Here is a 20,010-nt window from a genome sequence, read left to right on the forward strand (position 1 = left end):
CATGTCGATCGACGTCAACAACGAGTCCGGCACCGCCGTCGACGAGCAGGCGCTCCTCGACCTCACCCGCTACGCGCTCGCCCGGATGCGCATCCACCCCCTCTCCGAACTCTCGGTGATCGTCGTGGACGCGGCCGCGATGGAGCAGCTCCACCTCCAGTGGATGGACCTCCCGGGGCCCACCGACGTGATGTCCTTCCCCATGGACGAGCTCCGCCCGCCCGCCCGGGACGAGGAGGACCCGCCGCAGGGCCTCCTCGGGGACATCGTCCTCTGCCCCGAGGTCGCCGAACGGCAGGGCGCCGAGGCGCCCACCGGCCACTCGATGGACGAGGAACTCCAACTCCTCACCGTCCACGGCGTGTTGCACCTCCTCGGGTACGACCACGAGGAGCCCGCCGAGCAGGCCGAGATGTTCGGCCTCCAGGCGGCGATCGTCGACGGCTGGCGGGCCGAGCAGGGCCTCACGGGCCCCTCCCCCGCACCGACCACGACCTCATGAGCGCTTCCGTACTCGCGGCGGCGGTCCTCCTGGTGGTCGTCGCCTGGCTCGCCGCCTGCGCCGAGGCCGGACTGGCGCGGACCACCGGCTTCCGCGCGGACGAGGCCGTCCGGCAGGGCCGCGGCGGCAGCGAGCGCCTCGCCGCCGTCGCCGCCGACCCCGTGCGCTACCTCAACCTCGCGCTGCTCCTCCGCGTCGCCTGCGAGACGGCGGCGTGCGCCGTGGTGACCTACGGCTGCCTCCAGTACTTCGAGGAGAGCTGGCAGGCGCTCACCGTCGCCATCGTCGTGATGCTCCTCGTCTCGTACGTCGCCATCGGGGTCTCGCCCCGCACCATCGGCCGCCAGCACCCGCTCGGCACCGCCACCCTCGCCTCGTACGTACTGCTGCCGCTCGCCCGCATCCTCGGCCCGCTGACGCAACTGCTGATCCTCCTCGGCAACGCCTTCACGCCCGGAAAAGGCTTCCGCAGGGGCCCGTTCGCGAGCGAGGCCGAGCTGCGCGCCATGGTCGACCTCGCCGAGCAGGAGTCGCTGATCGAGGCGGAGGAGCGGAAGATGGTCCACTCCGTCTTCCAGCTCGGCGACACCCTGGTGCGCGAGGTGATGGTGCCGCGCACGGACCTGGTCACCATCGAGCGGTTCAAGTCGATCAGGCAGGCGCTGACGCTGGCGCTGCGCTCGGGGTTCTCGCGCATCCCCGTCGTCGGCGAGAACGAGGACGACGTCCTCGGCGTCGTCTACCTCAAGGACCTCTCGCGCCGGGTCCACATCAACCGGGACTCCGAGTCGGAGCAGGTCTCCACCGTCATGCGCCCCGCGACCTTCGTCCCCGACACGAAGAACGCGGGCGAGCTCCTCCGGGAGATGCAGCGGGACCGCACCCATGTGGCGGTCGTCGTCGACGAGTACGGCGGCACCGCGGGCGTCGTCACGATCGAGGACATCCTGGAGGAGATCGTCGGCGAGATCACCGACGAGTACGACCGGGAGCTGCCCCCCGTCGAGGACCTCGGCGACGGCAGCCACCGCGTCACGGCCCGCCTCGACATCGGCGACCTGGAGGAGCTCTACGGCCTCACGGGTCTCGACACCGAGGACGTGGAGACCGTCGGCGGGCTGCTGGCGAAGGAGTTGGGGCGCGTGCCGATCGCCGGGGCCGGCACCGTCGTCGACGTCTCCGGGGACCGCTCGGACCCGGAGCTGACGGGGCTCCGCCTGACGGCCGAGTCGCCCGCGGGGCGCCGCAACCGGATCATGACGGTCCTCGTCGAACCGGTGCGGGAGGCCGAACCGGCCGCCCTCGACCGCGGCGCCGACACGGAGCCCTCCGCCTGACGCTCTCCCGCCGACGGGTCCGCGGCCCCGGAGAGCCGGCAGGCGGAGGCCGCCGCATATGCTCGTCCCCATGAGCGAGCAGGAGCTGGACGCCGAGGACCGCAAGATCGTCACCCTCGCCCGCAGTACCCGGGCGCGCAACGGCGTGCCCGAGGGCGCGGCAGTCCGCGACGAGACGGGACGCACCTACGTCGCAGGGACGGTCGACCTCCCCTCCCTCCAACTCTCCGCCCTCCGCACGGCGGTGGCGACGGCGGTCGCCTCGGGCGCCGAGTCCCTGGAGGCGGCCGCTGTCGTGACCGAGGCCACCGAGCCGCACCCGGACGACCTCGCCGCCGTCCACGACCTCGGCGGCGCCGCGACCCCCGTCCTGCTCGCGGGGCCGGACGGGCAGCTCCGTACCTCGGTGACCGCCGGCTGAGGCGACGGGCAGCCGCCGCCCGCGGTCCGGCCACCCACGACGATCAGCGACAATGGGGCACATGAACGCATCCTCCGTCGCCCCAGAGGCCGCAGGCGCCTCCGAGGCCCCGTACCGCTCGGGCTTCGCCTGCTTCGTCGGCCGCCCCAACGCGGGCAAGTCCACGCTGACCAACGCTCTGGTGGGCACGAAGGTCGCGATCACCTCCAACCGCCCGCAGACCACCAGGCACACCGTCCGCGGCATCGTCCACCGCGACGACGGCCAGCTCATCCTCGTGGACACCCCTGGCCTCCACAAGCCGCGGACCCTCCTCGGCGAGCGCCTCAACGACGTGGTCCGCACCACGTGGGCGGAGGTCGACACGATCGGCTTCTGCCTGCCGGCCGACCAGAAGATCGGCCCGGGCGACCGCTACATCGCGACGGAACTGGCGCAGCTGAAGCGGACGCCGAAGGTCGCGGTGGTCACCAAGTCGGACCTCGTCGACTCGGAGGCGCTCGCCGCGCAGCTCCTCGCCGTCGAGAAGCTCGGTCAGGAGCTCGGTATCGAGTGGGCCGAGATCGTCCCCGTCTCGGCCGCCGGCGGCGAGCAGGTCGAGCTCCTCGCGCAGCTCCTCCTCCAGCTCCTCCCCGAGGGCCCGCCGCTCTACCCGGACGGCGACCTCACCGACGAGCCGGAGCAGGTGATGGTCGGCGAGCTGATCCGCGAGGCCGCGCTGGAGGGCGTACGGGACGAACTGCCGCACTCCATCGCCGTGGTGGTCGAGGAGATGGTGCCGCGCGAGGGGCGTCCCGACGACAGACCGCTGCTCGACGTGCACGCCAACATCTACATCGAGCGCCCCAGCCAGAAGGGGATCGTCATCGGCCCCAAGGGCAAGCGCCTCAAGGAGGTCGGCACCGCCTCCCGGCAGCACATCGAGGCGCTGCTCGGCACGCCCGTCTACCTCGACCTGCACGTCAAGGTCGCCAAGGACTGGCAGCGGGACCCGCGCCAGCTCCGTAAGCTCGGCTTCTGAACCGGAGAGCGGGCTGCCCCGAACGACCTGCGTCCAGGGCGAGTTGAGAGGACGACCTTGAGCGAGACGCCGATAACACTTGCACACGTCCAGGACGCCGCGGACCGGCTGGAGGGCGCCGCGCACCGCACGCCCGTGCTCCGCTCCTCGCTGCTCGACGCGCTCGCCGGCAGCGAAGTCCACCTGAAGGCCGAGAACTTCCAGCGCGTCGGCGCCTTCAAGTTCCGCGGCGCCTACAACGCGCTCGCGCAGCTCCCCGCCGAGCAGCTCGCGCGCGGCGTCGCCGCCTACTCCTCGGGCAACCACGGGCAGGCGGTGGCGCTCGCGGCACGCGAGCTCGGCAGCAGCGCGCTCCTCGTGATGCCGCAGGACGCCCCGCCGACGAAGCTGGCGGCGACGGCGGCGTACGGCGCCGAGATCGTCACCTACGACCGCTGGACCGAGAGCCGCGAGGAGATCGGCGCGAAGCTCGCGGCCGAACGCGGGCTCACCGTCATCCCGCCGTACGACTACGCGCCCACGATGGCGGGCCAAGGCACGGTCGCACTCGAACTGCTGGAACAAACGGAGGAGTTGGAGGCGCTGCTGGTCCCGGTGGGCGGGGGCGGCCTCGCGGCCGGTTGCGCCACGGTGGCGGCGGCGCTCGCTCCGCGGCTGAGCGTCGTCGGCGTGGAGCCGGACGCGGGCGACGACACGGCGCGCTCGCTCCGCGAGGGCGCCCGCGTCTCGATCCCCGTACCCCGGACGATCGCCGACGGGCAGGGCGCGACGACGCCGGGCGAGCTGACCTTCGCCGTCAACCGGCGTCTCCTCACCGGCGTCGAAACGGTCGGCGAGGACGAGATCCGGGCCGCGATGCGGTTCGCCTTCGAGGTGTTGAAGATCGTGCTGGAGCCGAGCGGCGCCACGGCGCTCGCCGCGCTCCTCGCCGGCCGCGTCCGGCTGCCGCGGCGCACCGGCGTCGTGCTCTCGGGCGGCAACATCGGGCTCGACAGGTTCGCCGAAGTGATGGCGGACGCGCCCGCGCTGCCGCTGCCGTAGGTAGCGGCGCGAGACGCCCGACCCCGCCTCGTACGGGCGGGGTCGGGCGACGGGCTCAGAACCGGAAGGCGTCCACCTCGGCGAGGTAGCGGGCCCGGCGCTCCTCGTCGTCGTCGAGGAAGGACGCGAGGAACGAGTTGCGCGCCAGCAGGCGGAGCTGCTCCTCGCCGAGGCCGAGCGCCTCGGCGCAGGCGGTGAAGTTGTCGGCCGCATAGCCGCCGAAGTACGACGGGTCGTCGGAGTTGACGGTGGCGAGGAGTCCGGCGTCGAGCATCTGCGGGAGAGGATGGTCGGCGAGGGTGTCGACGCCGCGGAGCCGGACGTTGGAGAGCGGGCAGACGGTGAGCGGGACGCGCTCCTCGACGAGCCGCCGCACCAGCGCGGGATCCTCCAGCGCGCGCCGCCCGTGGTCGATGCGCTCCACGCCGAGCTCGTCGAGCGCCTCCGCGACGTACGCGGCGGGGCCCTCCTCGCCCGCGTGCGCGACGCGGCGCAGGCCGAGTTCGGCGGCGCGGCGGTAGACGTCGCGGAAGGGCCCCGGCGGGTGGCCCGCCTCTGCCGAGTCGAGTCCGACGCCGGTGATGCGGTGCAGGTACGGCTCGGCGGACGCGAGCGTCTCGGCCGCTTCTGCGGGCGAGGAGTCGCGGAGGAAGCAGAGGATCAGCCGCGTGGAGATGCCGTACCGCTCCTCTGAGGTGTCGAGCGCGCGGCCGAGTCCCTCGATGACCGTGCCGATCGATACTCCGCGCGAGGTGTGCGCCTGCGGGTCGAAGAAGATCTCCGCGTGCCTGACGCCCTGTTCGGCCGAACGCTCCAGGTACGCCTCGGCGAGGTCGGAGAAGTCCTGCTCGGTGCGGAGGACGTCCATGAGTGCGTAATACAGCTCGAGGAAGGAGCCGAGGTCGGTGAAGTCGTACCGGCGGTGCAGCTCCTCGGGCGAGGAGTACGGCAGGGTGATGCCGTTCCGCTCGGCGAGGGCGAAGGCGGTCCCGGGTTCGAGGGTGCCCTCGATGTGGAGGTGGAGCTCCGCCTTGGGGAGGTGGCGTGCGTCGGGTGGTGCTGAGGACATCCCGGCATGATACGCGCATATCACCTGCGCTTCGGCACGGCGACCCTCGTGAGATCCTCGGCGACCGTCAACTCCCCGTCGAATCCGGCCTTTCGCGCCTGCCTGCCGAACTCCTGCGGGTCCGTGTACCGCTGCGAGAAGTGCGTCAGCACCAGGCTGCGCACCCCGCACTCGGCGGCGACCCGGCCGGCCTGACCGGCCGTGAGGTGGCCGAACTCGCGGGCGAGCGCGGCGTCCTCGTCGAGGAAGGTCGACTCGATGACGAGGAGGTCCGCACCGTCGGCGAGGAGGAAGACCCCGTCGCAGAGCCGGGTGTCCATCACGAAGGCGAACCGCTGCCCCCGCCGCGGCGCCGAGACGTCCTCCAGCCGCACCCCGTGCAGCTCGCCCTCGCGCTGGAGCCGGCCCACGTCGGCCCCCGCGATGCCGTGCGCGGCGAGCCGTTCGGGGAGCATCCGGCGGGCATCGGGCTCGACGACGCGGTAGCCGTACGCCTCGACGGGGTGCGAGAGCCGCTCGGCCGAGAGCGTCAACTCCCCTGTGTCGGCTTGCACTCCGGCCTCGGTGACGGGGCGGCGGCGGAGGCGGACGCTCTCGCGGTAGGCGGTCGCGTACTGGAGCCGCTCGAAGTACTCCCCGCCCGAGGCGGGGTAATGGGCCGTCACCGGATGCGGGACGCGGTCGAGGTTGATCCGCTGGATCACCCCGGCGAGGCCCAGCGAGTGGTCGCCGTGGAAGTGCGTCACACACAGGCGCGTGAGGTCGTGCGCGGAGACGCCGGCGCGCATCATCTGGCGCTGGGTGCCCTCGCCGGGGTCGAAGAGGATGCCCTCGGCGTCCCAGCGCAGCACGTAGCCGTTGTGGTTGCGGCGCCGCGTCGGGACCTGGCTGGCGGTGCCGAGCACCACCAGTTCACGTACGGACAACGCCCGTCACCCGGGGGGCCATTCGAGGCCGCGGCCGCCGAGGACGTGCGCGTGGACGTGGAAGACGGTCTGGCCCGCGCCGGAACCGGTGTTGAAGACGACGCGGTACCCGGAGCCCGGACCGCCCTGGGGGGCGTCGAGTTTCTCCTCCCGGCCGACCTCACCGGCCTCGCGCAGTATGGCGGCGGCGAGTTCGGGGGCCTCGGTCGCGAGCGTCGCGGCGTCCGGGTAGTGCGCCTTGGGGATCACCAGGACGTGCGTCGGTGCCTGGGGGTTGATGTCCCGGAAGGCGAGCGTCGTCTCCGTCTCGCGGAGCAGAGTCGCGGGCACCTCCCGCGAAATGATCTTGCAGAACAGGCAGTCCGCCTGAGGTTCTCCGGCCATGCCCGGATGCTACCGGGCCGCACCGCGCCCGTCCGAGCCGGTTTCGCCTCGGCGCGGGCACGGTGCGGGGCGGTTCACACGTCGGTGCGGATGAGGACGACGAGCGTCCGCGGGCCGTGGACGCCCTCGACACGCTCCAACTCGATGTCGGACGTCGCGGAGGGGCCGCTGATCAGCGTCGTCGGCCGCTCGGGGACGAGGCGCGCGACGGCCTCGGGCACGCCCACCTCGACCGTCGAGCGGTCGACGACGCAGACGTGCAGGTCCGGCACGAGGGTGAGCGCCCTCCGCCCCTGCCGCGGTGTGCCGTCGAGGAAGAGGGTGCCGGTCTCCGCGCAAGCCACGGCCGACGCGGTCACCACTCCGTCGAGTTCGCCGAGCCGGGGCGCCGGCACCTCGGCCGAGTCGGCCTCGACCTCGCCGTCGAAGTCGGCGAGCCAGCCGGGGTCGAGCCCCGGCGGGACGCCGACCCTGCGCGCGCCGTGCGCGCGGAGGGCCTCGGCGACCGTCTCCGCCGTGCGGTCGGCCGTGCAGGTGCGGACCTCGGCCTTGTAGTCGAGGAGACGGTCGGTGAGGAGGCCGACGAGGTCGTCGTCGGGGAGGGTGCGACCCGTGCGGTAGTCGCGGGGCACCTCGACCCGAGGAGCTTCTGCGAGCGCGAGCGCGTCGCGCACCCTGCCGAGGACGGTCTCCCTCGCGGACGCCGACTCGCCTGCGCCGTGGGCGTGTTCGGTCATCGGGACTCCTCTCCCTCGTCGTCCTGCGGGGCCGCGGCGCGCAGCTCCGCCTGCCCCTCCTGCGAGGCGAACCACTCGCGGAAGGTCTGCTTCGGCGGCTCGGAGACGTCGCGGGTGGCGCTCCAGCCGTTGAAGGGCGGCGGCAGATGGGAGAGCTTTCCGTCCTTGCCCGCGAGCAACCGACCGGCACGCGACGCCTTCTGCGCCTTGGTGTAGAGCTTCGGTCGTTTCATGAGCGACGCCGCCGCCTTCATCGCCGTCTTCTCCGCGGTCGCCCCCGACTCCTCGGTGTTCTGGTGGCGCAGCTCGACGAGGAGCGACGGAATGTCGATCTTCACGGGGCAGGCGTCGAAACAGGCTCCGCACAGGCTGGAGGCGTACGGGAGCGAGCTGTTGGGGTCGTCCTTCGCCGCGTGCATCCCGGCGAGCTGCGGCGTGAGGACGGCACCGATCGGGCCCGGGTACGTCGACCCGTACGAGTGTCCGCCGGTCCGCTCGTAGACCGGGCAGACGTTGAGGCAGGCCGAGCAGCGGATGCAGTTGAGCGCCTCGCGACCGACCTTGTCCGCGAGCGCGGCGGTGCGCCCGTTGTCGAGGAGGACGAGGTGGAACTCCTGCGGCCCGTCGCCAGGGGTCACGCCCGTCCACATCGAGGTGTAGGGGTTCATCCGCTCCCCCGTCGAGGAGCGCGGCAGCAGTTGGAGGAAGACCTCCAGGTCGGCGAAGCGGGGCAGCACCTTCTCGATGCCCATCACGGAGATCAGCGTCTCGGGCATCGTCAGGCACATCCGCCCGTTGCCCTCGGACTCCACCACCGAGAGCGTGCCCGTCTCGGCGATGCCGAAGTTGGCACCCGAGAGCGCGACCTTCGTCGTCATGAACTTCTCGCGCAGGTACGCGCGGGCCGCGGCGGCGAGGTGCGCGGGGACGGAGTCGAGGCGCGGGTCGACGCCGGGGATCTCCTTGAGGAAGATGCGGCGGATCTCGTCGCGGTTGCGGTGGATGGCGGGGACGAGGATGTGCGACGGCCTGTCGTGCGCCAACTGCACGATGAGCTCGGCGAGATCGGTCTCGTGCGGCCTGATCCCCTCGGCCTCCAGGTGCTCGTTGAGTCCGATCTCCTGGGTGGCCATCGACTTGACCTTGATCACCTCCTCGCTGCCCGTCGCCTTCACCAGGCGGGTGACGATCTCGTTCGCCTCCGCGCCGTCGCGCGCCCAGTGCACGGTGCCGCCGCGTTCGGTCACCCTGCGCTCCAACTCCTCCAGGAGCTCGGGGAGTCGGTTCATGGTGTCGGTCTTGATCGCCGACCCGGCGTCGCGGAGCCGCTCCCAGTCGGGGAGTTCGCCGGTGACGGCGAGGCGCTTGGCGCGGATGGTGTGGGTGGCCTTGCCGAGGTTGCGACGGAGCTGCTCGTTGCGGAGCTCGCCGTGCGCGGCCTCGGGGAACTTCTGCTCGCCGCGCAGGTTCCCCGTGCCGTAGGGGCTGCGCGGGGGCGCTGCGGGCATGCCGAGGAAGGTGCTGCTCATCGGGCGGCCTCCGCGAGTGCGTACGGCGAGGTGCGGGTGGCGGCGAGGATCTGCGCCAGGTGGAGGGTGCGGGTGTCCGAGGCGATCCGGCTCAACCCGCCGCCGATGTGCATCAGGCAGGAGGAGTCCCCCGCGGCGCAGACGGCTGCGCCGGTCTCCGCCACGTGCCGCATCTTGTCGGCCAGCATCGCCGAGGAGGTCTCCGCGTTCTTCAGCGCGAAGGTGCCGCCGAACCCGCAACAGGCGTCGGCCTCGGGGAGTTCGACGAGGTCGATCCCCTCGACGGCGCGCAGCAGCCGCAGCGGTTTCTCGCCCACGCGCAGCATCCGCAGCGAGTGGCACGTCGGGTGGTAGGTGACGCGGTGCGGGAAGTACGCGCCGACGTCGGTGACTTCGAGGACGTCGACGAGCAGCTCGGAGAGTTCGTACGTCTTCGCCCGCACCTTCGCGACGCCGTCGACGAGCTCCGCGTCCCCGTACCGCTCGGCCACGATGCCGTGCTGATGGCGGACGGACCCGGCGCAGGATCCCGAGGGCAGCACGACCGCGTCGATCGAGGGGTCCCCGAACTGCTCGGCGAAGTTGCGGACGAGCGGCACCGGTTCGCGCTGGTAGCCGGTGTTGACGTGCATCTGGCCGCAGCAGGTCTGGCCCGGCGGGAAGACCACCTGGTGCCCGAGGCGGGTGAGGAGCACGGCTGTGGCCTTCACCGCGTCGGGGAAGAGCGTGTCTCCCAGGCAGGTGGCGAAGAGTCCGATGCGCATGGGACCTCCACGGTCGTCTTTAAGGTCTGACCATAGTAGTCCCGCCTTTGGGGCTGACATGAATTCGGTCCGACCTTATTGACATGTGATGTTTCCGATGACCTACTGAGGAGCCGTCTACGCCACACGCCGCCCCCGGTTGCCGCAGACGGGTCCCGCACCGGCAGGCGCGCAGAGAACTCACCGAGGAGCACATCCGTGGCAACTGCCGTACCAGCGGCCGCACTTGCGGCCTACGCCCCCGACGTGGCCGCCGTCGGAGGCAGCACCACCCTCACCGCGCTGCTCGGACTCGTACCGCTCGCGGTCTTCTTCGTGCTGCTGACGGCGGCGAAGCGCCCCGCGCTCCACGCCGCGCTCGGCGCACTCCTAGCGGCGCTGCTCGTGGCCGTGCTCGGCTACGGGATGCCGGTGCATCTCGGCGTCCTCTCGGCGACGCAGGGCCTCGTCTTCGGACTCTTCCCCGTGATGCTGATCGTCGTCGCCGCGATCTGGTTCTACGAACTCACCGTCGTATCCCGGCGGTTCGAGGACCTCCGGCGCTCCTTCAGCGCCGTCGGACGCGGGGACCTCCGGGTGCAGGCGATGCTCATCGCCTTCTGCTTCGGCGGACTGCTGGAGGCGCTCGCCGGGTTCGGCGCACCCGTCGCGATCACCGCGGCGATGCTCATCGCACTCGGACTGCCGCCCGTGCGCTCGGCGGTGACCGTACTCGTCGCCAACACCGCGCCCGTCGCCTTCGGCGCGATGGCGATTCCGATCACCACCGCCGGCAACCTCACCGGCATCCCGCCGGAGGAGATAGCCTCGGTCGTCGGCAGGCAGAGCCCCGTGCTGGCGCTCTTCGTCCCGCTGCTGCTCCTCTTCCTCATCGACGGTTGGCGCGGGGTGCGGCAACTCTGGCGGATAGCCCTGCTCACCGGCTTCGTCTTCGGCGTCGCGCAGTACTGGTGCTCCGCGCACTTCGCCTACGAACTCACCGACGTCGTCGCCGCGTTGGCCGGCTTCGCCGCCGCGGTGCTGATGCTCCGGTTCTGGAGGCCGCGCACCCCCGAGGACCAGCTCTCGCAGGTCGAGGCCGAACCGCTGACGCCTCGCCGCGTCGTGCTCGCCGTCCTCCCCTACATCCTCGTCATCGCCGTCTTCGCGCTCGGCAAGCTCAGCGTCGGCTCCGTCGACGTGCCCAAGTGGCTCGGCGCCCTCAGTATCGAGCTGCAGTGGCCCGGACTCCACGGGCAACTCGTCGACGGCGACGGCAGCCCGGCGGAGAGCGCCGTCTACTCGCTCGACGTACTCGGCAACCCCGGCACCCTGCTCATCCTCTCCGGCATCCTCGTGGCGCTCGTCTTCAGCCGCGCCGCCGACCGGGAACGCTTCCCGATGTCCGCCAGGACGGCGCTCGGCGCCGCCGGTTCGACGCTGCGGAACATGAGGGGCGCCATCGCCACCGTCGCCACGGTCCTCTCGCTGAGCTACGTGATGAACCAGTCGGGGCAGACCGTCGCCATCGGCACCTGGCTCGCCGCAGCCGGCGGGCTCTTCGCGCTCTTCTCGCCGCTCCTCGGCTGGCTCGGCACCGCCGTCACCGGCTCCGACACCTCGGCCAACGCCCTCTTCGCCTCGCTCCAGCAGACGGCCGGCAAGAGCGCGGGGATCGACCCGACGCTGCTCGTCGCCGCCAACTCCTCGGGCGGCGTCGTCGGCAAGCTGGTGAGCCCGCAGAACCTCACGATCGCGGCGACCGCCGTGGGCCGGCCCGGGACCGAGCGGGTCCTGCTGCGCAAGGTCGCCGGGTACAGCGCGGCCCTGCTGGCCTTCCTCTGCGTGCTCGTCTACCTTCAGTCGCTTCCGGTGCTCTCCTGGATGCTGCCCTAGCCGCGAGCGACCCCGGTACGTGCAGCGCCGGGGCCGCATCCCGGCTCAGCGCGGGCGCAACGTCCCTGGAGGGAGGCGACGTTGCCGCCGAAGGTCCACGAGTCGCACGTGCCGCTCGCAGGGAGAGGTCCAGCTCTTCCGTCAACGGCGCACGAACAGCAATCTCCCTCGAAGAAAGGAAAGTTGGCCGCTCACTCGTCCAACGTGCCCTCCTCCGCGGTCTCGTCGACGAGGGTGCCGTGGAAGCCGCGGATGTGGCGCTCCGCGAGGTCGGCGGCCTCCGGGCCGCGGCCCTCACGGAGGAGGCGGAGAAGTTCGGTGTGTTCCTCGTTGAGCGCGTAGGCGGTGGCCGGCCAGTCCTCTACGGTCTCCAGCGCGCGGAGGATGAGCGGGCGGACGGACTCGCGGACGGCCGAAGTGAGCGTCGACGTCAGCTCGTTGCCGGAGCTGCGGGCGATCTGGACGTGGAAGCGGGTGTCCAGGTCGTTGAAGTCGGCGACGCCGACGTCGGGCCTGCTCATCCCGGCGAGCAACTCTTCCGCCACGTCGAGGTCCTCAGGGGAGGCGTGCCGTGCGGCGGCCTCGAAGCTGGACCGTTCGAGGATCACCCGTGCCTCCAGCACGTCCTCCAGGCCGTAGCTGCCGAGCGCGAAGTGCAGCCGCAGCACGCGGCCCAGGGCGTCGTCGGGATTGCGTACTATTCGGGCGCCCGCGTCGGGTCCGCGGCCCGCCTGGGCGACGAGCACACCGATCGTCTCCAGCACCCGCAGCGCCTCCCGGAGCGCGGAGCGGCTCACCCCGAGGACCGGCGCCAACTCACGCTCGGGAGGCAGCCGGTCACCGACGCGCAGCTCGCCCGCGAGCACCCTCTCCTCGACGCTCTCCAGCACCAGTTCGTGGGTACGGGACTGCCGCACCGGCTGCCATTCGACTGGCATAGCAACTCCCCTGCTCGGCGGTACGGTCCGACCCACTTTACGTCACCCGTCCCAGCCGTCGGACCGCGTCGCAGAGCGTCCCCGCGCCGGCACACCGCGCATCACCGCAGGTCAACGCGGTACGTCTACGCCCAGCGCCCGGAACGCGCGAGGAGCACGGCGGCCGCTACGGTACCGGCCGTCGAGGCACGCAGGACGCTCCGTCCGAGGCGGTACGGGTCCGCGCCCGCCTCGGCGAACGTCTCCAACTCCGCGGGAGCGAGTCCCCCTTCGGGCCCGACGACGAGTACGCACTCGCCCTCGCCCGGCAGCCCGGCCGAGGCGAGCGGTGCGGCGCCCTGCTCGTGGAGCACTGCCGCGAAGCCGGCGCCCGCGAGGAGCGGCGCGACCTGCTGCGTGGAGTGGAGTTCGGTGACCTCGGGGAAGCGGAGCCGCCTCGACTGCTTCCCCGCCTCCCGCGCCGTGGCCCGCCACTTGGCGAGCGCCTTCGCGCCGCGCTCGGCCTTCCACTGCGCGATGCTCCGCGAGGCGGCCCACGGGACGATGCGGTCGACGCCGACCTCCGTCATCGTCTCCACCGCCAGCTCGCCCCTGTCACCCTTGACCAGCGCCTGCACCACAGTGACCCGCGGCTGCTTCGGCGGCTCGACGAGGAGTTCCTCGATCCGCACCCGCAGGCGGTCCTTCCCCTCGGCCGCCTCGACGGTCCCGCGGGCCCCGCGCCCCGCACCGTCGGTGAGGGCGACCGGCTCCCCTGCCCGCAGCCTCCGCACCGAGACCGCGTGCCGCCCCTCGGGGCCTTCGAGCACGAACGGTCCCGCGGACTCGGGGAGTTCGTCGACGAGGAAGACCGGCGCCGTCACAGCGGGGCACCGCCCTCGCCGTCGAGCGGGCCGGCGGCCGCGCCGCCTCCCCTCCCCGCGAACGCTTCCCGTGCCACCGAGACCTCCGCCACCAGCACCTCCGTCAACTGCCCCGCGGGAAGTTCCCGCACCATCCGGTGTCCCTGCCCCGCCCAGAGCGCCATGCCCTGCGGGTCCCCGGCACGGGCCGCCGCCTTGCGGAGACCGGCCGTGAGGTGGTGCACCTGCGGATAGGCGGGCGGTGCGTAGGGACCGTGTTCGCGCAGGAAGCGGTTGGTGAGGCCGCGGGCCGGACGTCCGGAGAAGGCGCGGGTGAGTTCGGTGCCCGCGTGGACCGGGTCGGTGAGCGCGGCCTTATGGAGCGGGCTGGCCCCCGACTCGGGGCAGACGAGGTAGGCCGTCCCGAGCTGGGCCGCGGCGGCGCCCGCGGCGAGCACGGCCGCGATCTGACCGCCGCGCACCAGGCCCCCGGCGGCTATCAGCGGCAGCCGCACCGCCTCCTTCGCACCCGCGACGAGCGTCAACAGACCCGTGCCCATGCCGCGTCCGTCGGTCTGCGGGTCGTCGCGGTGCGTGCCCTGGTGGCCGCCGGCCTCGACGCCCTGGAGCGCCACCGCGTCCGCGCCGGCCTCCTCGACGGCGAGCGCCTCCGCGACCGTCGTCGCCGTGACGACGGTGAAGGTGCCCAACGCGCGCAGCCGCGCCACGACTTCGGGCGTCGGGCAGCCGAAGGTGAAGGAGACGACCGGGACCGGGTCGCTGGCGAGGATGGCGAGCTTCGCCTCGAAGCCGTCGTCCGTGCCGTGGTCGGTGTCGCCCAGCGGGGTCTCGTACCACGCCGCCTCGCCCGCGAGTTGCTCGCGGTAGAGGGCGAGGGCTCCGGCGTCGGCCGTCGACGGCTGCGGCATGAAGAGGTTGACGCCGAACGGTCTGGAGGTGAGCCGGCGGAGCTGCTTGATCTCCTCGTACATCGCCTCCGGCGTCTTGTAACCGGCGGCGAGGAAGCCCAGCCCGCCCGCTTCGCTCACCGCGGCCGCCAGCTCGGGTGTGGAACCGCCGCCGGCCATCGGAGCCTGGACGACGGGGTGCTCTAGCAGCTCGTGGAGCAGGGGCACGGAGGACATGCCCATATCCTGTCACGCGCCGCACCTCGGACGTCTCGCACCGTCAGCAACCGGACGCACTCCGCGCACATCCGCCACAGCAGCGGTCAACACCCAAGCCCTCAGCGGCCGTTGAAGGCGTCCTTCAGACGCGAGAAGAGCCCCTGCTGACCGGGCTGGAACTGCCCCGTCGGCCGCTCCTCGCCGCGGAGCGCCGCCAGGCGCCGCAGCAGCTCCTCCTCCTCGGCCTCCATCTTCGTCGGCGTCGTCACCTCGACGTGGACGATCAACTGGCCGCGGCCGCCGCCCCGCAGGTGCGTGACGCCGCGCTCGTGGAGCGGGATGGACTGCCCGGACTGGGTGCCGGGACGGATGTCCACCTCCTCCGTACCGTCGAGCGTCTCCAACGGGACCTGGGTGCCGAGTGCGGCGGCCGTCATCGGGATGGTCACCGTGCAGTGCAGGTCGTCGCCGCGGCGCTGGAAGGTCGGATGCGCGTTCTCGTGGATCTCGACGTACAGGTCGCCCGCCGGGCCGCCGCCGGGGCCGACCTCGCCCTCGCCCGCGAGCTGGATGCGGGTGCCGTTGTCGACGCCGGCCGGGATCTTCACCGTCAGGGTGCGGCGGGAGCGGACGCGTCCGTCGCCCGCGCACTCCGGGCACGGGGTGGGGACGACGGTGCCGAAGCCCTGGCACTGCGGGCACGGGCGCGACGTCATCACCTGGCCGAGGAAGGACCGCGTCACCTGCGAGACCTCGCCGCGGCCGCGGCACATGTCGCAGGTCTGCGCCGAGGTGCCGGGGGCCGCGCCCTCGCCGTTGCAGGTGTTGCAGACGACGGCGGTGTCGACCTGGATCTCCTTCGTCGTCCCGAAGGCCGACTCGTTCAGGTCGATGTCCAGCCGGATCATGGCGTCCTGCCCGCGGCGGGTGCGCGAGCGCGGGCCGCGCTGCGACGCGGTGCCGAAGAAGGCGTCCATGATGTCGCTGAAGTTGCCGAAGCCGCCGCCGAACCCGCCGGCACCGCCGGCGGCCGCGCCGCCCGTCGGGTCCCCGCCGAGGTCGTAGACCTGCTTCTTCTGCGGATCGGAGAGGACCTCGTAAGCGGTGTTGATCTCCTTGAACCGCTCCTGGGTCTTCGGGTCCGGGTTGACGTCCGGGTGCAGCTCGCGCGCGAGCCGGCGGAACGCCTTCTTGATCTGGTCCTGCGAGGCATCGCGCTCGATACCGAGGACCTGGTAGTAGTCCGTCGCCACTTACGACTCCGCCAGGATCTGTCCGACGTACCGTGCCACTGCGCGTACAGCTCCCATCGTTCCGGGGTAGTCCATGCGAGTCGGGCCGACCACGCCGAGTTTGGCGACCGCTTCGTCGCCCGAACCGTAACCGACCGAGACGACCGACGTGGAACTCAGCCCCTCGTGAGCGTTCTCATGCCCGATCCGGACCGTCATGCCCGAATCGGTCGCCTCGCCGAGCAGCTTCAGCAGCACCACGTGTTCCTCCAGCGCCTCCAGCACCGGACGGATGGTGAGCGGGAAGTCGGGCCCGAAGCGGGTGAGGTTGGCGGTGCCGCCGATCATCAGCCGCTCTTCGGTCTCCTCCACGAGCGTCTCCAGCAGCGTCGCCACCACGGCCGAGACGGTGCCGCGGTCGTCCGCGTCGAAGGACTCGGGGAGGTCCTGGACGAGACCGGGCACGTCGTTGAACCGCTCGCCGACGACCTTGCTGTTGAGCCGGGCGCGCAGATCCGCGAGGGTCGCCTCGCCGATCGGCGTCGGGCAGTCGATGAGCCGCTGCTCGACCCGGCCCGTATCGGTGATCAGCACCAGCATCAGCCGCGCGGGCGCCAGCGAGAGCAGCTCGACGTGGCGCACGGTGGAGCGGGTGAGCGAGGGGTACTGAACGACCGCCACCTGCTGCGTGAGCTGCGCGAGCAGCCGAACCGTGCGGCCGACGACGTCGTCGAGGTCGACCGCGCCGCCGAGGAAGTTCTGGATCGCCCGACGCTCGGGCGGCGAGAGCGGCTTGACGTCGGCGAGCTTGTCGACGAAGAGGCGGTATCCCTTGTCCGTGGGGATGCGCCCCGCGCTGGTGTGCGGCTGCGCGATGTAGCCGTCCTCCTCGAGCGCCGCCATGTCGTTGCGCACGGTGGCCGGCGAGACCCTGAGGTGGTGCCGTTCCGTGAGCGCCTTCGAACCCACCGGCTCGTGGGTGCCGACGTAGTCCTGGACGATCGCGCGCAGCACCTCAAGCCTGCGTTCCCCGAGCATTTCCGCGCACCTCCCGTCCGCTTCCTCTCCGCCCCGCGACGGCTGCCTGGCACTCTGCGAGGGGGAGTGCCAAACTCCCCGTGGGCCAGTGTACGGCGGGTCACCAGGAGCGGGGCAAGGGTGGGCCCCGCCGAGCGCGCGGAGCCCGTTGCGCGCGGTCCTCCCCGGGCGGGCGGTTCCTGCGCGGCGCCGGTAGTTTCGTCCGCGTGGAGAAGACGCACACGGTCGAGTCCGAGGGGGCGGCCTGGGAGCCGCTCGGCCCGGCGGTGATCAGACGCAGGCTCCCCGGCTGGGACGCGACGGTCGGTGCCGTCGCGGGCGCGGATGGGGTGCTGCTCATCGACACCGGCTCCAGCCTGCACGAGGGAGCGGCCCTACGGCGCGAGGTGACGGCGCTCTTCGGCGCGCGCGTGACCCATGTCGCTCTCACCCACCCGCACTTCGACCACGTCCTCGGCACCGCCGCCTTCGCGGGCGTCCGCGTCTACGGCGCCGTCGGGACCGATGCGCTGCTGGCACCGGGGGCGCGGGGACGGGAGGCGCTCCTCTCCGACGCGCTCGCGCACGGCCTCGACGCCGAAGCGGCGGCCGAGGCCGTCGACGTGCTCGTCGCCCCCGAGCACACGGTCACCGACCGGCTCACCATCGACCTCGGCGGGCGCACGGCGCACCTCGTCGACGTCGGCCCCGGGCACACCGCGCACGACCTCGCCGTCCTCGTGCCGCACGGGGCCGGCGAGCGCTCCGTCGTGTTCTGCGGGGACCTCGTGGAGGAGTCTGCCGAGCCCCAGGCGGGGGCGGACGCGCAACCGGCGCGGTGGCCCGAGGCGTTGGACAGGCTGCTCCGGCTCGGCGGGCCCGGCGCGGTCTACGTGCCCGGGCACGGGGCCGTCGTCGACGCCGGGTTCGTCGCGGCCCAACGGGACGCGCTGGCACGGCGGTTCGGCTGAGCGGCGCGCCCCGCGTGCGCCGCGGCACCCGCGGGCGTACGGGCGAGGAGCGGGGGCAGAATGGCACAGGCGCCGACCGTCAGGCGCCCCGTCCGCAGCGAGCCGCCGGTGTGCCGGCGGCTCCCCGAGCAGCCCGCGCCCCCGCGCGCGTACGGAGAACAGGGACCATGCGCAGCCGCGAGTACAGCCCCGACCTCACCCCGCCCTGGAAGCGGCAGCGGCAGGTGCCGGAGGTTCCGGCCGATGCCGACCTCGTCGTGGAGGAGGTGACCACCGGCTTCTGCGGAGCCGTCGTGCGCTGCGAGAAGACGGCGGAGGGGCCGACGGTCACCCTGGAGGACCGCTTCGGAAAGCACCGGGTCTTCCCCATGGCACCGCGCGGCTTCCTCCTGGAAGGGCGCACCGTCACCCTCGTACGCCCCACCGCGCCCCCACCCGCGTCCGCGCCCCGGCGCACCGCCTCCGGGTCGGTCGCGGTGCCGGACGCGCCGGCGCGGGTCGCGAGGGCGGGGCGCCTCTACGTCGAGGGCCGGCACGACGCGGAGCTGGTCGAGCGTGTCTGGGGGGACGACCTGCGGATCGAAGGCGTCGTCGTCGAGTACCTCGAGGGGATCGACGATCTCCCCGCCGTGGTGAGGGAGTTCGGGCCCGCGCCCGATGCGCGGCTCGGCGTCCTCGTCGACCACCTGGTGCCCGGCTCGAAGGAGTCGCGGATCGCCGCCGAGGTCTCGGGGGACGACGTGCTCGTCGTCGGGCACCCCTACATCGACGTCTGGGAAGCGGTGAAACCGACGTCGGTCGGGATCGGCGCCTGGCCCTCGGTGCCGCGCGGCGAGGACTGGAAGACGGGCATCTGCCGCGCCCTCGGCTGGCCCGAGCACACGGGACGCGCCTGGCAGCGCATCCTCGGCTCGGTCCGCACCTACCGCGACCTGGAGCCGGCGCTGCTCGGCCGGGTCGAGGAGCTGATCGACTTCGTCACGGCGCCCGCGTAAGGGAGCGCGCCCGGGCCGGACGCTCCGGCGCAGTGTTCCAATGGAGGCATGCCCTCCGCACTCCCCGACGGCGAGCCGATGCCCGCCGACGGCGCCCTGCCCGAGCCCGCGCTCGACGGCGCCGCCGCCCGCCCCCTCGCCTTCTACCTGCACGTCCCGTACTGCGCCACGCGGTGCGGCTACTGCGACTTCAACACCTACACGGCGACGGAGCTGCGCGGCAGCGGCGGCCGGCTCGCCTCGCGCGAGAACTACGCCGAGGTCCTCGCCGAGGAGGTGCGGCTCGCGCGGCGGGTGCTGGGCGACGACGAGCGCCGGGTGCAGACCGTCTTCGTCGGCGGCGGGACGCCGACGCTGCTGCCCGCTGCCGACCTGGGGCGGATGCTCGGCGCCGTACGCGAGGAGTTCGGGCTCGCCGAGGACGCCGAGATCACCACCGAGGCGAACCCCGAGTCCGTCGACCCGGACTACCTCGCCGAGCTCCGCGAGACGGGGTTCAACCGGATCTCCTTCGGCATGCAGAGCGCACGCCCGCACGTGCTCCAGGTGCTCGACCGCCGGCACACCCCGGGGCGCCCCGAGGAGTGCGTCGGCGAAGCGCGCGCCGCCGGCTTCGCGCACGTCAACCTCGACCTCATCTACGGCACCCCGGGCGAGACCGACGACGACTGGCGGGCGACCCTCGACGCCGCGCTCGGCGCGGGTCCTGACCACATCTCCGCGTACTCGCTCATCGTCGAGGACGGCACCAGGCTCGCCGCGCAAATACGCCGCGGCGAAGTGCCGCCGACCGACGACGACATCCACGCCGACCGCTACCTCCTCGCGGAGGAGCGCCTCACTGCGGCGGGCCTCGGCTGGTACGAGGTCTCCAACTGGGCGGCCGACGCCCCCTCTCGCTGCCGCCACAACGAGCTGTACTGGACGGGCGCCGACTGGTGGGGCGCGGGCCCGGGCGCCCACAGCCACGTCGGCGGCGTCCGCTGGTGGAACGTGAAGCACCCCGGCGCCTACGCGCAGGCGCTCGGCGACGGGCGCTCCCCCGGTGCAGGACGCGAGGTGCTCACGGCCGAGGACCGCAGAGTAGAGCGCGTCCTGCTGGAGCTGCGGCTCTCCGAGGGGTGTCCGCTCGAACTCCTCGCGCCCGCGGGCGCGAAGGCCGCCGCCGCTGCCGCGGAGGACGGCCTGCTGGATCGGGACGCCTTCGCGCGGGGGCGCGCGGTGCTGACGCTGCGGGGGCGGCTCCTCGCCGACGCCGTCGTGCGGGACCTCGTGGACTGAG

The 20,010-nt window shown here is 72.7% G+C and carries 20 protein-coding genes; 9 read left to right on the forward strand and 11 right to left on the reverse strand.

What is annotated here, in order from left to right; genetic code table 11:
* Position 1: 1 nt before the first annotated feature.
* The 5 genes from ybeY to UWG_RS0128450 are packed head-to-tail and all read left to right on the forward strand — an operon-like array spanning position 2 to position 4,322.
* The gene (gene ybeY / locus UWG_RS0128430) at positions 2-502 is read left to right on the forward strand and encodes an rRNA maturation RNase YbeY (RefSeq protein WP_016910591.1); all 501 of its coding nucleotides are present in this window, start codon (positions 2-4) and stop codon (positions 500-502) included.
* A complete protein-coding gene (locus tag UWG_RS0128435; RefSeq protein WP_016910592.1) occupies positions 499-1,839 on the forward strand; it encodes a hemolysin family protein in 1,341 nt (446 codons plus the stop codon). Before ybeY ends, UWG_RS0128435 begins: the two co-directional genes overlap by 4 nt.
* Before the next feature lie 58 nt (positions 1,840-1,897).
* Positions 1,898-2,260: a cytidine deaminase gene (locus UWG_RS0128440; protein ID WP_016910593.1), complete on the forward strand. Its 363-nt coding sequence runs from the start codon at positions 1,898-1,900 to the stop codon at positions 2,258-2,260.
* Positions 2,261-2,312: 52 nt separating this feature from the next.
* Complete coding sequence (era, locus tag UWG_RS0128445) at positions 2,313-3,281, forward strand: GTPase Era (protein ID WP_016910594.1); 969 nt, start codon at positions 2,313-2,315, stop codon at positions 3,279-3,281.
* A 57-nt stretch (positions 3,282-3,338) separates the two neighbouring features.
* Positions 3,339-4,322 (forward strand): pyridoxal-phosphate dependent enzyme, encoded by a 984-nt coding sequence (locus UWG_RS0128450; RefSeq protein WP_016910595.1) that lies wholly within the window; start codon positions 3,339-3,341, stop codon positions 4,320-4,322.
* Between the two features lie 55 nt (positions 4,323-4,377).
* Here UWG_RS0128450 and UWG_RS0128455 read toward each other — a convergent pair whose 3' ends face one another.
* From UWG_RS0128455 to UWG_RS0128480, 6 genes are all read right to left on the reverse strand, one after another.
* Complete coding sequence (locus UWG_RS0128455) at positions 4,378-5,391, reverse strand: adenosine deaminase (RefSeq protein WP_016910596.1); 1,014 nt, start codon at positions 5,389-5,391, stop codon at positions 4,378-4,380.
* A 20-nt stretch (positions 5,392-5,411) separates the two neighbouring features.
* Positions 5,412-6,317, reverse strand: coding sequence for a ribonuclease Z (locus UWG_RS0128460; protein ID WP_029391858.1), 906 nt, complete (start codon positions 6,315-6,317; stop codon positions 5,412-5,414).
* A gap of 6 nt (positions 6,318-6,323) precedes the next feature.
* Positions 6,324-6,701 (reverse strand): histidine triad nucleotide-binding protein, encoded by a 378-nt coding sequence (locus UWG_RS0128465; RefSeq protein WP_016910598.1) that lies wholly within the window; start codon positions 6,699-6,701, stop codon positions 6,324-6,326.
* Positions 6,702-6,775: 74 nt separating this feature from the next.
* Entirely contained in the window at positions 6,776-7,438 is a 663-nt protein-coding gene (locus UWG_RS0128470) for a LutC/YkgG family protein (RefSeq protein WP_016910599.1), read from the reverse strand.
* The gene (locus UWG_RS0128475; protein WP_016910600.1) at positions 7,435-8,967 is read right to left on the reverse strand and encodes a lactate utilization protein B; all 1,533 of its coding nucleotides are present in this window, start codon (positions 8,965-8,967) and stop codon (positions 7,435-7,437) included. The genes UWG_RS0128470 and UWG_RS0128475 overlap by 4 nt, the downstream gene beginning before the upstream one ends.
* The gene (locus tag UWG_RS0128480; protein WP_016910601.1) at positions 8,964-9,731 is read right to left on the reverse strand and encodes a (Fe-S)-binding protein; all 768 of its coding nucleotides are present in this window, start codon (positions 9,729-9,731) and stop codon (positions 8,964-8,966) included. Before UWG_RS0128480 ends, UWG_RS0128475 begins: the two co-directional genes overlap by 4 nt.
* Before the next feature lie 198 nt (positions 9,732-9,929).
* On the opposite strand from UWG_RS0128480, the gene UWG_RS0128485 reads away from it, so the two are divergent.
* Complete coding sequence (locus UWG_RS0128485) at positions 9,930-11,606, forward strand: L-lactate permease (protein WP_016910602.1); 1,677 nt, start codon at positions 9,930-9,932, stop codon at positions 11,604-11,606.
* A 191-nt stretch (positions 11,607-11,797) separates the two neighbouring features.
* Here the strand turns inward: UWG_RS0128485 and UWG_RS0128490 are convergent, their stop codons facing one another.
* From UWG_RS0128490 to hrcA, 5 genes are all read right to left on the reverse strand, one after another.
* A complete protein-coding gene (locus UWG_RS0128490; RefSeq protein WP_016910603.1) occupies positions 11,798-12,544 on the reverse strand; it encodes a FadR/GntR family transcriptional regulator in 747 nt (248 codons plus the stop codon).
* A 125-nt stretch (positions 12,545-12,669) separates the two neighbouring features.
* Positions 12,670-13,407: a 16S rRNA (uracil(1498)-N(3))-methyltransferase gene (locus UWG_RS0128495; protein ID WP_016910604.1), complete on the reverse strand. Its 738-nt coding sequence runs from the start codon at positions 13,405-13,407 to the stop codon at positions 12,670-12,672.
* Positions 13,404-14,531, reverse strand: coding sequence for a nitronate monooxygenase (locus UWG_RS0128500; RefSeq protein WP_016910605.1), 1,128 nt, complete (start codon positions 14,529-14,531; stop codon positions 13,404-13,406). The genes UWG_RS0128495 and UWG_RS0128500 overlap by 4 nt, the downstream gene beginning before the upstream one ends.
* A 101-nt stretch (positions 14,532-14,632) precedes the next feature.
* Positions 14,633-15,766 (reverse strand): molecular chaperone DnaJ, encoded by a 1,134-nt coding sequence (gene dnaJ / locus UWG_RS0128505; protein WP_016910606.1) that lies wholly within the window; start codon positions 15,764-15,766, stop codon positions 14,633-14,635.
* Positions 15,767-16,783, reverse strand: a complete 1,017-nt coding sequence (hrcA, locus tag UWG_RS0128510; protein ID WP_016910607.1) for a heat-inducible transcriptional repressor HrcA — start codon at positions 16,781-16,783, stop codon at positions 15,767-15,769.
* Between the two features lie 206 nt (positions 16,784-16,989).
* On the opposite strand from hrcA, the gene UWG_RS0128515 reads away from it, so the two are divergent.
* The 3 genes from UWG_RS0128515 to hemW all read left to right on the forward strand — a co-directional run bounded on the left by UWG_RS0128515 (position 16,990) and on the right by hemW (position 20,009).
* Positions 16,990-17,733 carry an MBL fold metallo-hydrolase gene (locus tag UWG_RS0128515; protein ID WP_016910608.1) on the forward strand — a complete coding sequence of 248 codons (744 nt, stop codon included), beginning with the start codon at positions 16,990-16,992 and terminating at the stop codon, positions 17,731-17,733.
* Between the two features lie 167 nt (positions 17,734-17,900).
* Positions 17,901-18,728 (forward strand): DUF3097 domain-containing protein, encoded by an 828-nt coding sequence (locus UWG_RS0128520; protein WP_016910609.1) that lies wholly within the window; start codon positions 17,901-17,903, stop codon positions 18,726-18,728.
* 48 nt (positions 18,729-18,776) lie between these two features.
* The gene (hemW, locus tag UWG_RS0128525; protein WP_016910610.1) at positions 18,777-20,009 is read left to right on the forward strand and encodes a radical SAM family heme chaperone HemW; all 1,233 of its coding nucleotides are present in this window, start codon (positions 18,777-18,779) and stop codon (positions 20,007-20,009) included.
* The last annotated feature ends 1 nt before the right edge of the window (position 20,010 follow it).

The sequence above is a fragment of the Streptomyces xiaopingdaonensis genome (genome assembly GCF_000262345.1).
Lineage (GTDB): Bacteria > Actinomycetota > Actinomycetes > Streptomycetales > Streptomycetaceae > Streptomyces > Streptomyces xiaopingdaonensis.